The 14029-nt window shown below is 58.7% G+C and carries 12 protein-coding genes; 6 read left to right on the top strand and 6 right to left on the bottom strand.

Annotated elements, in window-relative coordinates:
- Positions 1-93: 93 nt before the first annotated feature.
- The gene (gene carA, locus K290_RS0109040; RefSeq protein WP_028751616.1) at positions 94-1302 is read right to left on the bottom strand and encodes a glutamine-hydrolyzing carbamoyl-phosphate synthase small subunit; all 1209 of its coding nucleotides are present in this window, start codon (positions 1300-1302) and stop codon (positions 94-96) included.
- A gap of 308 nt (positions 1303-1610) precedes the next feature.
- Here carA and K290_RS0109030 point away from each other — a divergent pair, with 308 nt between their 5' ends.
- A complete protein-coding gene (locus K290_RS0109030; RefSeq protein WP_037135175.1) occupies positions 1611-2063 on the top strand; it encodes a GatB/YqeY domain-containing protein in 453 nt (150 codons plus the stop codon).
- Here K290_RS0109030 and K290_RS0109025 read toward each other — a convergent pair.
- Positions 2044-2946, bottom strand: a complete 903-nt coding sequence (locus tag K290_RS0109025; RefSeq protein WP_028751614.1) for a hypothetical protein — start codon at positions 2944-2946, stop codon at positions 2044-2046. The two genes, K290_RS0109030 and K290_RS0109025, sit on opposite strands and share 20 nt — an antisense overlap.
- A 338-nt stretch (positions 2947-3284) precedes the next feature.
- Positions 3285-3527 (bottom strand): hypothetical protein, encoded by a 243-nt coding sequence (locus K290_RS0109020; RefSeq protein WP_028751613.1) that lies wholly within the window; start codon positions 3525-3527, stop codon positions 3285-3287.
- 571 nt (positions 3528-4098) lie between these two features.
- Between K290_RS0109020 and dnaG the strand changes: the two genes are divergently transcribed.
- Both dnaG and recQ read left to right on the top strand, forming a co-directional pair.
- Entirely contained in the window at positions 4099-6090 is a 1992-nt protein-coding gene (dnaG, locus tag K290_RS0109015; RefSeq protein ID WP_028751612.1) for a DNA primase, read from the top strand.
- 7 nt (positions 6091-6097) lie between these two features.
- Positions 6098-7978 carry a DNA helicase RecQ gene (gene recQ / locus K290_RS0109010; protein WP_028751611.1) on the top strand — a complete coding sequence of 627 codons (1881 nt, stop codon included), beginning with the start codon at positions 6098-6100 and terminating at the stop codon, positions 7976-7978.
- Positions 7979-7995: 17 nt separating this feature from the next.
- Here recQ and K290_RS0109005 read toward each other — a convergent pair whose 3' ends face one another.
- On the bottom strand, positions 7996-8418 hold the full coding sequence (locus K290_RS0109005; RefSeq protein ID WP_037135174.1) for a type II toxin-antitoxin system VapC family toxin: 423 nt from the start codon (positions 8416-8418) through the stop codon (positions 7996-7998).
- A complete protein-coding gene (locus K290_RS33930; protein ID WP_342425898.1) occupies positions 8418-8606 on the bottom strand; it encodes a type II toxin-antitoxin system VapB family antitoxin in 189 nt (62 codons plus the stop codon). The genes K290_RS0109005 and K290_RS33930 overlap by 1 nt, the downstream gene beginning before the upstream one ends.
- Before the next feature lie 223 nt (positions 8607-8829).
- On the opposite strand from K290_RS33930, the gene K290_RS0108995 reads away from it, so the two are divergent.
- The 3 genes from K290_RS0108995 to rpoD all read left to right on the top strand — a co-directional run bounded on the left by K290_RS0108995 (position 8830) and on the right by rpoD (position 13584).
- Positions 8830-10017, top strand: a complete 1188-nt coding sequence (locus K290_RS0108995) for a glycine C-acetyltransferase (protein ID WP_028751609.1) — start codon at positions 8830-8832, stop codon at positions 10015-10017.
- Positions 10018-10038: 21 nt separating this feature from the next.
- Positions 10039-11076 carry an L-threonine 3-dehydrogenase gene (tdh, locus tag K290_RS0108990; RefSeq protein WP_028751608.1) on the top strand — a complete coding sequence of 346 codons (1038 nt, stop codon included), beginning with the start codon at positions 10039-10041 and terminating at the stop codon, positions 11074-11076.
- 447 nt (positions 11077-11523) lie between these two features.
- Complete coding sequence (gene rpoD, locus K290_RS0108985) at positions 11524-13584, top strand: RNA polymerase sigma factor RpoD (protein WP_028751607.1); 2061 nt, start codon at positions 11524-11526, stop codon at positions 13582-13584.
- 110 nt (positions 13585-13694) lie between these two features.
- Here rpoD and K290_RS0108980 read toward each other — a convergent pair.
- A partial coding sequence (locus K290_RS0108980; protein WP_028751606.1) for an IS630 family transposase occupies positions 13695-14029 on the bottom strand: 335 nt, incomplete at its 5' end.

Raw genomic sequence — 14029 nt, 5'->3', positions numbered from 1 at the left:
AAATGCTCTATACCTCCCAACTTGACGCATAAAAAAAGCCTCGGATTGATCGACAATCCGAGGCTTTCTTATGCGGTTAGGCGGTTGATGCGCTCAGGCGCGCTCGGCTAGGGCAGCTTCCCCCTTCTTCTCGCGCACCAGATTGACGAAGCGGCGGAAGAGGTAGTGGCTGTCCTGCGGGCCCGGAGAGGCTTCCGGGTGGTGCTGCACGGAGAAGACCGGCTTGCCGGACACGCGCAGGCCGCAATTGCTGCCGTCGAAAAGCGAAATGTGAGTCTCCTCAACACCTTGTGGGAGCGAATTCGAGTCGACTGCGAAGCCATGGTTCATCGAGACGATCTCGACCTTGCCGGTCGTATGATCCTTGACCGGGTGGTTGGCGCCGTGGTGACCCTGATGCATCTTCGCCGTCTTGGCGCCGAGCGCAAGGCCAAGCATCTGATGGCCGAGGCAGATGCCGAACAACGGAATTTCGGTCTTCAGCAGGTCCTTGATGACAGGAACGGCATATTCGCCGGTTGCCGCCGGGTCGCCGGGACCGTTCGACAGGAAAATGCCATCCGGCTTTAGCGCCAGCACATCATCGGTCGATGCGGTTGCCGGCAATACGGTAACCTTGCAGTCGAGGCCGGAGAAGAGACGCAGGATATTGCGCTTGACGCCGTAATCGAGGCAGACGACGTGATATTTTGCATCGTCGGCGTTGAGTTCGCGGTAGCCTTCGTTCCAGAGCCAGGGCGTCTGCGACCATTGCGACGATTGGCCTGAAGTGGCGACCTTTGCGAGGTCGAGGCCTTCCAGTCCGCTCCAAGCCTTCGCATCCGCCTTCAACTGGTCGATGTCGAAGACGCCGTTCGGATCATGGGCGATAACGCCGTTGGGCATGCCGTTCTCGCGGATCCAGGCGGTCAGCGCGCGGGTGTCGATGCCGCACATGCCGATGATGCCGCGAGCCTTCAGCCACTGGTCGAGATGCTTTGCAGCGCGGTAGTTCGAGGGATCGGTGATATCGGCCTTGAAGATGACGCCGACGGCGCCGTGCCGGGCTGCAGGCGTCAGATCCTCGATGTCTTCGTCATTGGTGCCGACATTGCCGATATGAGGGAAGGTGAAGGTAACGATCTGGCCGAGATAGGAGGGATCGGTCAGGATTTCCTCGTAGCCGGTCAGCGCCGTGTTGAAGCAGACTTCGGCCTGGACCTTACCGGTCGCGCCGATGCCCTTGCCTTCGATTACGGTGCCGTCGGCGAGGACGAGCAAGGCACTCGGCTTTTCAGTTGTCCATGGGGCTGTCGCGGTCATTGTCATCCCGTTTCCGGCGTCGTGCGCGGCCTTGAAAAGACCGTGGGCTTCCGCCATGTTTGTGCAGATTGCAGCCGGCGACGTGCGTCGCGGCTTGAGACCTTCATATCGATCTAATGTGCAGGTGCTGGACATAGCCAAACAAGGCGTGTCGGTCAATGCGCCCCGTTCGTTTCCCGCCAAGGAATTCGCCGGCTTTCGGTTTGGCCGGACATAATTGCAATGATCGCCGCTGATGGTCTATGAGACTGGCAACGTGAAATGAGAGGCCAGGCGATCGTCGCCGGTCTGCTTAAGGAGTTAAAAACATGATCCGCGAAACGCTTTCCAACGCCCAGAAGGATGCCATGAAGGCCAAGGACGCGGCGAGGCTTTCGACCGTGCGCCTCATCCTCGCTGCGATCAAGGATAAGGACATCGCCAATCGTGGCCTCGGCAAGGAACAGGCAAGCGACGACGAGATCCTGCAGTTGCTCGCCAAGATGATCAAGCAGCGCGAAGAGTCGGTGAAGATCTACATCGATGGCGGACGTCCGGAGCTCGCCGACAAGGAACGCGAAGAGATCGTCGTCATCCAAGGTTTCATGCCCGAGCAGCTTTCCGACGAGAAGGTGCGGGAGATCTGCGCCGCCGTTGTGGTCGAACTCGGTGCGCAGGGGCTGAAGGACATGGGAAAATGCGTCGCCGCCCTGCGCGAGCGCTATGCCGGCCAGATGGATTTCGCCAAGGCTTCGGGAATCCTCAAAGAGCTGCTGAAGTAAATCTTTCTTGCTCCGTCGGCGTGGGCACGGGCAGCGCGCCGACGGTTTCTTCCCAGACGTTGCCGATGATGGCGAATTTTTCGGCCTGGTAATCCCAATATTCCTGAATAAAGCCCCGCGACAGCCAGAAGGGGCTCTTGCCCGGACTGCCGACCCAGCCCACGCTGCCGATAGCAGATGCCTTGCTCATCAATCGCTTCACATGCGTTCTGGAGATCAGGAACCGATCGCAGATATCGCTGAACGAAATCGGGCCGATGACCATTCTTGCTGCCGTCGGATCGATCGTCCCGATGCGGGACATAAGGAAATCCATCACCACGCCGCCGGAATTTGCCCAAGTGAAGAGGTCGAAGGTCTCGCCGGGGTGACGGACCCGGTCGCTGGCAATGATTCTTTCTGCGATCGCCGGCTGCAGCGCTGCAACGATCCCCGGCCGCTCGACAAACGTCGCAATCCGCTGGCCTCCATCCAGGCTGTCTAGGGCCATCAGATGGATATAAAACCATTTTGAGAGTTGTTCGACTGCCGTTTCGGTCGGCTCGATCGGCCGCAGGCGCTTGTCGGGTGGATCAGGCAGATAGCGCATATAGCGATAGGCCAGCATTTCCTGGATGAAATTCAGCGCCGTATTGTGACTGGCGATCTCGTGTTTGAGAATATAATCGACAAAGCGGCGGGCATAGAAGCCCGGCTGCTCTCTGTCGATGCCGCCGAAATACAGTCCGAGTCCGGCTTGGGCCATCAGCCAGCGCTGCTGTGAAGCAAAAATCGAGCTCATACGTTGATTTTCAGCGTATGCGGCAACCATCTCGCGCGCGCAGCCGAGAATAGTCGTGAAGAAACCAAGATCAGAGGAAAGTTCTTCCGCAGCAAATGGCATATTGGGATTTCCGATGAGCCGGGCAATTCATTGTGCTTACAATATCAATTGTCAATTGAATTTGGATGGGTCAGTGTTAAATAGAAATTTCTAATATATTTTCTGAAGATGACCCGAGCCGGTGGCAATCCCCGAAAATCGAACGGGTTTGCGCGCTTCTCACCACTTGTGACAGGAAATAGAGAAGGCAGGAGCTGGGGGAGCTCCTGCCTTCTTGCGCTTTGCAGGCGTTTGATGACGCAGGGTGGGGCCCAAAGATCAAACGTCTTTCGCAAAGGCACCCAGGTGAGGCGGCGCCGGGGGTAGGGATGGTGCCTCACCTGGGTATGGGGTGAACTTTATCTGATGATCCTGACTTGCCGGGGCAAATCCATGCCTTGCGACCGCAACCAGGATACCTGAACCTTGATGCCGGCCTTGAGGGCCGGAACTTTCATGTCAACCGGCACCTGATAGTCGGCGTCGGTATAAAGCACGTTCGTCGTCGCTGCGGGCGCTATACCTTGCGTCGTCGTAGCCGAGCTATAGGTAGCTGTGGCGAAGAGAGCGGCGGCAGCAAAGGGTACGAGCAGAACGCGCATCCGGATTCTCCTAAACTGAAAACCTGTACCTCTGGTTTCCCGTTCGGCGGGACGTCTAGGCATGTCGCGTCGCGAACCATTCGTTCGCCGGCTTGTCTCGTCCCTTGAGAAGAACGCTATTGCGCCGCACACCAACAATCAAATTACAAAAAAATAATGTTTGGCTTACGAACTATGCCGCAAATGCGCCACCAGTAGGCAGAAGCGCGCACCTTTCGACCTTCGACAATGGTCGCCGACTGCGTCGTTTTGCGCTCTTACCTGTTCACTCTGATTATCAGTAACTCTTTGCTTTTACGAGCGTTTCTTACAAGGTGAGCTGTGTGGTCTACCTTCCGCAATGCATATCTATGCTGCAGGAACTCGACCTGGACCCTGCCTCAGACCATGTCAAAACAGCCTTCCAAACCGGCGCGCGAACCCGAGTTGAGCCGAGGTTTTCACGGAGTTGTGATCGGAAAGGTTGAGTTCGGTCACGCAATAGAGGGGGCTGTGAATAGCGGGCGTGGTGGCGGGTTCTCGTGGCAATGGGCTCCGTTCCTGATTATATGGAAGCAAGCCAGAGGTAGTCATGCGATTTTCCAATACGTTTTTCGATGAGATTCGCGACCGCGTTCCCATTTCGGACGTGATCGGTCGACGTGTGACCTGGGATCGGCGCAAGACCAATGTACCGCGCGGCGATTACTGGGCCTGCTGCCCGTTCCACGGCGAAAAGTCGCCGAGCTTCCACTGCGAGGACCGCAAGGGCCGTTATCACTGCTTCGGTTGCGGGGTCACGGGCGATCATTTCCGTTTTCTGACCGAGATCGAGGGGCTCAGCTTTCCCGAAGCGGTGCAGCAGATCGCCGATATGGCGGGCGTTCCCATGCCCGTCGCGGATCCCATGGAGGCAAAGCGGGAAAAGGAACGCACATCGCTGCTCGATGTCATGGAAATGGCAACGCAGTTCTTTCAGGATCAGCTCCAGGCGGCAAACGGTGCGAGGGCACGCGCCTATCTGCGCGACCGCGGCCTGACCGGCCGCACCATCGAGACCTTTCGCCTCGGCTACTCGCCGGACAGCCGCAATGCGCTCAAGGAGTTTTTAGCCGGCAAAGGCGTCTTGAAAGAGCAGATGGAAGCCTGCGGCCTCGTCGTGCACGAGAATGTGCCGGTCTCTTACGACCGCTTCCGCGACCGCATCATGTTTCCTATCCTGTCTTCGCGTGAAAAGGTGATCGCCTTCGGCGGCCGTGCCATGTCGCCGGATGCGCCGGCCAAATATCTCAATTCCAACGAGACCGAACTCTTTCACAAGGGCAACGTGCTCTACAATTTCACGCGTGCGCGCCGTGCCGCCCAGGGCAATGACGGCGCCGGGACGATCATCGCCGTGGAAGGCTATATGGACGTCATCGCGCTGCATCAGGCTGGCGTCGAGAATGCAGTCGCGCCGCTCGGCACGGCGCTGACGGAAAACCAGCTCGAACTCCTGTGGAAGATGACGCCCCAGCCGGTGCTCTGCTTCGACGGCGACGGCGCCGGCATTCGCGCCGCCAATCGTGCCGCCGATCTGGCGCTGCCGCATATCAAACCGGGCCGCACCGTGCGCTTCGCCTTGCTGCCCGACGGCAAGGACCCGGACGATCTCGTCCGCCATGATGGCCGCGCGCCTTTCGACAAGGTGATGGCGCAGGCAAAGCCGCTGGCGGAAATGATCTGGAGCCGCGAAGCGAGCAGTGGCACCTTCGACACGCCAGAGGCACGCGCCGAACTGGAGGCGCGGCTGAAGCAGATGGTTTCGGTCATATCGGACGAGAACGTCCGTAGGCACTATCAGCAGGACATGCGCGATCGGCTGAACGGGCTGTTCCAACCGCAGTTTCAGCGCGGCGGCAATCAGCAGGGACGCGGTTTTTCCCGCGAGGGAAATGGCCGCGCCTTCGGTGGCCGCGGCGGACCGGGCCGGGATCGGCAACCGGACACCAACACCAAAGCGACCGATCGCTTGATGCGGTCGGGGATGATCAAGGGTCATCAGGACATACCGGGGCTGCGCGAGAGCGTATTGGCGTTGACCATCGTCAATCATCCGGCATTGCTGCAGGACGAATATGATGAGATCGCCGCGATCGATTATGAAAGCCGCGAATTGCAGCGTCTGTGGTCCGCCATGCTTGGTACGGCAGCAGCCATGGCCGGCCCGCAGCTCAATCGCGAGCGGCTGATCGAGGCATTGGAGGAGCAGGGCTTCGCCGCATTGCTGAAGAGCCTCGACCAGCAGGTGCGCAATGCCCGGCTCTGGACGGCGACCGAGGAGGCCGCCACGGAAGATGCGCGGGAGGGGTATCGCCAGGCGCTTGCGCTTCACAAACGCTCGAAGGCGCTGCGTTGGCACAAGATCGAGCTGCAAAGCGCGATCGCGGAGGCCACGGAAGAGGGCGACGGCGACCTCATTGAACAGTTGATGCGCGCTTTGCAGGAAGTGCAGCTCGAAGCTTTGCGCCTCGAAAATCAGGAAGCGATCATCGATGGCTTTGGCGTGCTTTCCGGCCGCATCAAAGGGGCCGCGGGGAAATAGGGGATAGATGTCACAGCCAGATCGACAGCAACCGCGGTTTTCCGCCGATGATACGTTGTTCGCGAGAGACAATTCGGGAGCGCCGCCGCTCGACATTCTCAAACGAGTCTATGGCTATTCCGCCTTTCGCGGCAAGCAGCAGCAGGTGGTCGAGCATGTGGTTTCCGGCGGCGATGCGGTCGTGCTGTTTCCGACCGGCGCCGGCAAATCGCTTTGTTTCCAGATTCCCGCACTCTGCCGCGACGGCATCGGCATCGTCGTTTCGCCATTGATCGCCTTAATGCGCGATCAGGTCGAGGCGATGAAGCAGCTCGGCATCCGGGCGGCGGCTCTGAACTCGTCCTTATCGCGGGATGAGGCAAGCGATGTCTATCGCGCCATCTCCAGCGGCAGGCTCGATCTGCTCTATGTCACGCCGGAACGCATCCTGACCGATGGCTTCAGCCAGATGATCGCCAGGGCGAAGATCGCCTTGTTCGCCATCGACGAGGCGCATTGCGTCTCGCAATGGGGACATGATTTCCGGCCGGAATACCGTGATCTCGGCAGGCTCGCGGAGCTCTTTCCCGACGTGCCGCGCATCGCGTTGACGGCGACGGCCGATCCGCACACGCGCGACGATATCATCGAGAGGCTGGCGCTCGACAACGCCAAGGTGTTCACCACCAGCTTCGACCGGCCGAACATCACCTATGAGATTGTCGAGCGCGATCAGCCGCGCCAGCAGTTGCTGCGTTTCCTCGATGGTCATCGCGGCGATAGCGGCATTGTTTATTGCCTGTCGCGGGCCAAGGTCGAGGATACCGCGGAGTGGTTGAACGGGCAGGGCGTTCGCGCGCTTGCCTATCATGCCGGCATGGATCGGTCGGTGCGCGATGCCAACCAGGACGCCTTCTTGAAGGAAGAGGATCTTTGCCTAGTGGCGACAGTCGCCTTCGGCATGGGCATCGACAAGCCGAATGTGCGCTATGTCGCCCATCTCGATCTGCCCGGCTCCGTCGAGGCTTATTATCAAGAGACGGGGCGCGCAGGACGTGACGGCTTACCCTCCGAAGTCTGGATGGCCTATGGCATGGCTGATGTCATCCAGCGGCGGCGAATGATCGACGAGGGCGGTGCAGCGGAAGAGATCAAGCGTGTGGAACGCGCCAAGCTCAACGCATTGCTCGCGATCTGCGAAACGGCCGGCTGCCGGCGCCAGGCGATCCTTGCGCATTTCGGCGAGGGGCACAGCGGTGGCTGCGGCAATTGCGACACCTGCCTGAAGCCGGTCGAGACCTGGGATGGCACCGAAGCGGCGATTAAGGCGCTTGCCGCGGTCTACCGTACCGGCGAGCGCTTCGGCACCGGCCATGTCATCGATGTGCTGATGGGAACGGTCAATGAGAAGACCGAGCGTTTCGGTCATGTGAACATGCCGGTTTTCGGCGTCGGCAAAGATATTCCCGCCCGCACCTGGCAGTCCGTCTTCCGGCAATTGCTGGCAAGCGGCTTTGTCAGCATCGATCATGCTGCTTTCGGCGCGATGAAGCTGGAGCCGGAGGCGCGGGCGGTCTTTAAGCACGAGCGTCAGGTTTTCTTCCGCAAGGATAGGCCTGAGGCGGGCCGGCGCACCAAGAAGGCGGCTCGGATCGAGAAGCGACAGTCAAGCCTGTCGAGCGAGGCCCAACCGCTGTTCGAAGCGTTGAGAAGTGAGCGCGTTAGGATCGCCAAGGCGCTCGGCGTTCCGCCCTATGTCGTTTTCCCGGATACGACGCTGATTGCCTTTGCCACGGAGCGGCCGACGAGCCGCGATGCTCTTCTTGGAATTTCGGGCGTGGGGCAGTCGAAGTTGGAACGCTATGGAGATGCGTTCCTGAAGGTTATCCGCGCGTTTGAAGAGGGATGAGCGGCGGGCGCTTTCCTTTACCCAATATCAGTGAAAGCGAAATCATTTCCCTTGTAGAGCAAGCCCACATTCAGGGCTTTGGCGCAGGCGTAAGCGAAGCAATCGCCAAAATTGAGATCGGCTTTGTGACCTACCGCCTTGCCGTATCGAGCGCTTGCTTCCAGTGCGGCTTTGCCAATGTCCGATGAGATTTCGATCTCTTGTGCCCCGATGTCTTCGATAAATGCATCAACAGCTTGTCCGGCCCTTCGGAGGAGAGATGGTGTTGGTTTTTGCCCGGGGGCCGGGGCTTTGCGACGGGCGAGGGCTAAAGTTGCCTCGAACTTCACGAGTGGCGATACATAGAAATCGCCGTTGGCCTTCGCCAGGCTTTTTTCAATTTCCTCATAGCCTGGCTCCTCGCCAAGTATTGCGACAATTGCCGATGCGTGGATAAACATCAGGCATCGCCCCACATTTCATCAGTGAATACTTTCATATCGAAATTAGGATCATTGGGGCCAAGTGCATCGGCCATTGCTTTGGCGCGGGCAAGTCGATCGCGCAGCGGAAGCTCCCTCCGTGCGCGTGCAAGCTCATGTTTCAGCGCTTGCCGAACCGCCTCCGTTTTCGTGGGCGCTTTCGTCAATTTCTGAATTCATTAGCTAAGGAGTCTACTTCCGCGTCGCGAATATAAAGTGCCATCGATATATTCCGTTGTATATCTGTATATCAGAACAACGATATTCAAACCAGCGACACTTTTGACCGTCGCCTTGACGCCTTCCTCGCGACATGATGTGTGCAGATGTGCTAATTCGATGATGTCGTCGTTAGATGGTTCCATCTCTTTTCGAGAAAGCGCGTTCATCATGACATCTGCCTTCATCTCCCATCTTCAATCCGAAATCGCCGGTCTGAAGGATGCTGGCCTTTATAAGTCCGAGCGGGTGATCACATCCAAGCAGGCGGGCGAAATCGCCGTGGCTGGCGGCGAGCGGGTGCTGAATTTCTGCGCCAACAACTATCTCGGGCTCGCCGACAACGAAGAACTGGCCGAGGCTGCGAAGAAGGCACTCGATCGCTATGGCTATGGCATGGCCTCGGTGCGCTTCATCTGCGGGACGCAGGAGGAGCATAAGCAGCTCGAAGCGCGGATATCCGCGTTTTTGGGCATGGAGGATACCATCCTCTATTCCTCCTGCTTCGATGCCAATGGCGGATTGTTCGAGACGCTGTTGTCGGAGGAAGATGCCATCATCTCCGACGCGCTGAACCACGCCTCGATCATCGACGGCGTGCGTCTCTCCAAGGCGAAACGGTTCCGCTACGCCAACAATGACATGGCTGCCCTGGAGGAGGAGTTGAAGAAGGCCGAGGGCAGCCGGTTCAAGCTGATCGCCACCGACGGCGTTTTCTCGATGGATGGCATCATCGCCAATCTTGGGGGCGTTTGCGATCTCGCCGAAAAATATGGCGCGATGGTCATGGTCGATGACAGCCATGCCGTCGGCTTTGTCGGCGATCATGGCCGTGGCTCGCCGGAACACTGCGGCGTTGAGGGCAGGATCGATATCATCACCGGGACGCTCGGCAAGGCGCTCGGCGGTGCATCGGGAGGCTATACGTCGGCCAACGCCGAGATCGTCGATTGGCTGCGGCAGCGCTCGCGCCCCTATCTCTTCTCCAACACCTTGGCTCCGGTCATCGCCGCCGCCTCGTTGAAAGTCTTCGACCTGATCGAAAACGGCAACGATCTACGCGACCGGCTCCGTGGTAATGCGGAATTTTTCCGCAGCGAAATGACCAAGCTCGGCTTCACTTTGGCGGGCGCCGATCACCCGATCATTCCGGTCATGCTCGGGGATGCGAAGCTGGCGCAGGAGATGGCGGCGCTGATGCTGAAAAAGGGCGTCTACGTCATCGGCTTCTCCTTCCCGGTCGTGCCGAAGGGCCAGGCGCGCATCCGCACGCAGATGTCGGCGGCGCATTCGAAAGCCGATGTCGAGCGCGCGATTGCCGCTTTCGCCGAGGCGGGACGTGAACTCGGAATCATTTGAATCGGATGGAGACGACAGCTCATGTCGAACATGATGAAGGCGCTGGTCAAATCGAAGCCGGAAGTCGGGCTGTGGATGGAGCATGTTCCGGTTCCCGAGGTTGGGCCGAACGATGTGCTGATCCGGGTCAGGAAATCAGCGATCTGCGGCACGGATGTGCATATTTGGAACTGGGACCAATGGGCGCAGAAGACCATTCCGGTGCCGATGGTCGTCGGTCATGAATTCTGTGGCGAAATTGCCGAGATCGGCTCGGCGGTCACGAAATATCATGTCGGCGAGCGTGTCTCCGGCGAGGGACATATCGTTTGCGGCAAGTGCCGCAACTGCCGGGCGGGCAGGGGCCATCTCTGCCGCAATACACGCGGCGTCGGGGTCAATCGTCCGGGTTCCTTCGGCGAATTCGTCTGCATTCCGGAAAGCAACGTCGTGCCGATTCCTGACGATATTCCGGACGAGGTGGCGGCGATTTTCGATCCCTTCGGCAACGCGGTGCATACCGCGCTTTCCTTCGATCTGGTGGGCGAGGATGTGCTGGTCACCGGCGCGGGGCCGATCGGCATCATGGGCGCCATGGTCGCCAAGCGTTCCGGCGCCCGCAAGGTGGTCATCACCGATATCAATCCCAATCGGCTGGCGCTCGCCCGCAAGCTCGGCATCGAGCATGTTGTCGATGCTTCGAAGGAAAATCTTGCCGATGTAATGAAGTCGATCGGCATGACCGAAGGTTTCGATGTCGGTCTGGAAATGTCGGGCGCGGCCCCAGCTTTCCGCGACATGATCGACAAGATGAACAATGGCGGCAAGATCGCTATTCTCGGCATCGCGCCGGCCGGTTTCGAGATCGACTGGAACAAGGTGATTTTCAAGATGCTCAATCTGAAAGGCATCTACGGCCGGGAGATGTTCGAGACCTGGTATAAGATGATCGCCTTCGTCCAAGGCGGGCTCGATGTCTCGCCGGTCATTACCCACCGCATCAAAATCGATGATTTCCGCGATGGCTTCGAAGCTATGCGTTCCGGCAATTCCGGCAAAGTGGTGATGGACTGGATTTGAGCAAATTTGTGGCCCGATCGCACCAGCACTGCCGCCAACTGCGGAAATGCGGGCGGTTTCATGGACCTGCCCTTGTCATCGCGCGGGGACTTCCTAAATACGGGAAGCAATTGTTTCTGGGCGTGTTGAGCCTGTGGATAAGGCTTTTTCACGATTTTAACAGGCTTTTTTGCTGGAAAAGCTTGACGAGAGCAAAAATTGTAGGAATCACCGTTTGTCCTCGGAAAAACGGTGAAACTGGGTCAGGCGGATCACATATACCATGGCCGGAATTCCAAACGCAATCCAGCTTTGCTGTCCGGAGCCGGTGATCGTGGTTAATCAGGCATTAAAGGTCATTCCGTTAGGTGTTTGTCGGTGATTCGGGACTGGCGCGAGGCGTGCCGGGCCAGAGCGGTTATTCACCGCGTGTAAGTTTTAAGCGTCAGGGAAAGCGACGATATAGAGATGGCAACCAAGGTCAAAGAGAACGAAGAAGCTGAAGTCGAACGCGACGGCGCCTCCGATGGCCCGCTTCTCGATCTTTCCGACGACGCGGTCAAGAAGATGATCAAAGCCGCGAAGAAGCGCGGCTATGTGACGATGGACGAGCTCAACGCCGTCCTGCCGTCCGAAGAAGTGACGTCGGAGCAGATCGAAGATACTATGGCTATGCTCTCCGATATGGGCATCAACGTCATTGAAGATGAGGATGTCGAAGAGGCGGGCGCGGCAGCCAGCAGCGGCGACGACGACGATTCCAGCAGCGACGAGGATGGTGAAGGCGGCGAGCTTGCGCCTTCCGGCGGTTCGGCGCTTGCAACCACCAAGAAGAAAGAGCCGACCGATCGCACGGACGACCCGGTGCGCATGTATCTGCGCGAAATGGGTTCCGTCGAGCTGCTGTCGCGCGAAGGCGAAATTGCGATCGCCAAGCGCATCGAGGCCGGCCGCGAAACCATGATCGGCGGTCTCTGTGAGAGCCCGTTGACGTTCCAGGCGCTGATCATCTGGCGCGACGAACTCAACGAAGGCACCACGCTGCTCCGCGAAATCATCGATCTTGAAACGACCTATTCCGGTCCCGAGGCCAAGGCTGCGCCGCAGTTCCAGAGCCCGGAAAAGATCGAGGCGGACCGCAAGGCTGCCGAGGAGAAGGAAAAGACCCGGCGCGCGCGCTCCGGAGACGACGACATCACGGACGTCGGCGGCGAAGGCATGCCGATCGAGGAGGAGGAAGAGGACGAGGACGAATCCAGCCTCTCGCTCGCCGCGATGGAAGCAGAGCTTCGCCCGCAGGTCATGCTGACGCTCGACACGATCGCGGAAACCTACAAGAAGCTGCGCAAGCTGCAGGACCAGCAGGTCGAGCAGCGCCTGTCGGCTTCCGGCACGCTGTCGTCGGCGCAGGAGCGCCGCTACAAGGAGCTGAAGGACGAGCTGGTCAAGTCCGTTAAGTCGCTGTCGCTGAACCAGAACCGCATCGACGCTCTGGTCGAGCAACTTTACGACATCAACAAGCGCCTCGTGCAGAATGAAGGCCGCCTGCTGCGCCTTGCCGAATCCTACGGCGTCAAGCGCGATAGCTTCCTGGAGCAGTATCAGGGCGCCGAACTCGATCCGAACTGGATGAAGTCGATCGGCAATCTGGCCGCTCGCGGCTGGAAGGAATTCGCCAAGAGCGAAAACACCACGATCCGCGACATCCGCCAGGAAATTCAGAATCTTGCGACCGAAACCGGCATTTCGATCTCGGAATTCCGTCGCATCGTTCACATGGTGCAAAAGGGCGAGCGCGAAGCGCGTATCGCCAAGAAGGAAATGGTCGAAGCGAACTTGCGCCTCGTCATCTCCATCGCCAAGAAATACACCAACCGCGGCCTGCAGTTCCTCGATCTCATTCAGGAAGGTAATATCGGCCTGATGAAGGCGGTCGATAAGTTCGAATATCGCCGCGGCTACAAGTTCTCGACCTACGCCACTTGGTGGATTCGTCAGGCGATCACCCGTTCGATCGCCGACCAGGCGCGCACGATCCGTATTCCGGTGCATATGATCGAAACGATCAACAAGATCGTTCGTACGTCGCGCCAGATGCTGCACGAAATCGGCCGCGAGCCGACGCCGGAAGAATTGGCCGAAAAGCTCGCCATGCCGCTCGAAAAAGTGCGCAAGGTGCTGAAGATCGCCAAGGAGCCGATCTCGCTCGAAACCCCGGTGGGTGACGAAGAGGACAGCCATCTCGGCGATTTCATCGAGGACAAGAATGCGCTGCTGCCGATCGACGCCGCCATTCAGGCGAACCTGCGCGAGACGACGACCCGCGTGCTGGCTTCGCTGACGCCGCGCGAAGAGCGCGTGCTGCGCATGCGCTTCGGCATCGGCATGAACACCGACCATACGCTCGAAGAAGTCGGCCAGCAGTTCTCGGTTACCCGCGAACGTATCCGTCAGATCGAAGCCAAGGCGTTGCGCAAGCTGAAGCATCCGAGCCGCTCGAGAAAGCTGCGCTCGTTCCTCGATAGCTAAGCGATTTACGCTGTTATGAAATCAGAACCCGGTTCGTGGAAGCGAGCCGGGTTTTTCGTTTTGTGAGATGCCGGCACGACCGGTTTCCCGGCGCGTTCTTCTAGAGCATTTCATGTTTTGTTTGAAGCGTATCCGGCATTGACAAGATAGTTGGTGCACTCGTCTGGATCGATTGTCTGGACGAGTGAGCCGAGATATCGCCAGGTGTCGTCGACGGTGCGCTTTTGCGCTTTTCGCATCCAATGCTTGATCTTGGCGAAGGCCTGCTCGATTGGATTGAGGTCAGGTGAATAAGGCGGCAGAAACCAGAGCCTTGCACCGGCGGCCTTGATCAACTGGCGTATCTGCGCGGATTTGTGGCTACCCAGATTGTCCATGATGACGATGTCGCCTGGTCGCAGCGTCGGGACGAGTTGTTGCTCGACATAGGCCTTGAAACATTGGC

Origin of the sequence: Rhizobium leucaenae USDA 9039 (assembly GCF_000426285.1) — a bacterium.
Classification (GTDB): domain Bacteria; phylum Pseudomonadota; class Alphaproteobacteria; order Rhizobiales; family Rhizobiaceae; genus Rhizobium; species Rhizobium leucaenae.
This window is presented reverse-complemented; position numbering and strand designations above follow the sequence as displayed.

What these genes read in the sequence shown, in the direction of transcription:
- carA (WP_028751616.1), bottom strand. Translation starts at nt 1,302, where the DNA reads ATGACCGCGACAGCCCCATGGACAACTGAAAAGCCGAGTGCCTTGCTC.
- K290_RS0109030 (WP_037135175.1), top strand. Translation starts at nt 1,611, where the DNA reads ATGATCCGCGAAACGCTTTCCAACGCCCAGAAGGATGCCATGAAGGCC.
- K290_RS0109025 (WP_028751614.1), bottom strand. Translation starts at nt 2,946, where the DNA reads ATGCCATTTGCTGCGGAAGAACTTTCCTCTGATCTTGGTTTCTTCACG.
- K290_RS0109020 (WP_028751613.1), bottom strand. Translation starts at nt 3,527, where the DNA reads ATGCGCGTTCTGCTCGTACCCTTTGCTGCCGCCGCTCTCTTCGCCACA.
- dnaG (WP_028751612.1), top strand. Translation starts at nt 4,099, where the DNA reads ATGCGATTTTCCAATACGTTTTTCGATGAGATTCGCGACCGCGTTCCC.
- recQ (WP_028751611.1), top strand. Translation starts at nt 6,098, where the DNA reads ATGTCACAGCCAGATCGACAGCAACCGCGGTTTTCCGCCGATGATACG.
- K290_RS0109005 (WP_037135174.1), bottom strand. Translation starts at nt 8,418, where the DNA reads ATGTTTATCCACGCATCGGCAATTGTCGCAATACTTGGCGAGGAGCCA.
- K290_RS0108995 (WP_028751609.1), top strand. Translation starts at nt 8,830, where the DNA reads ATGACATCTGCCTTCATCTCCCATCTTCAATCCGAAATCGCCGGTCTG.
- tdh (WP_028751608.1), top strand. Translation starts at nt 10,039, where the DNA reads ATGTCGAACATGATGAAGGCGCTGGTCAAATCGAAGCCGGAAGTCGGG.
- rpoD (WP_028751607.1), top strand. Translation starts at nt 11,524, where the DNA reads ATGGCAACCAAGGTCAAAGAGAACGAAGAAGCTGAAGTCGAACGCGAC.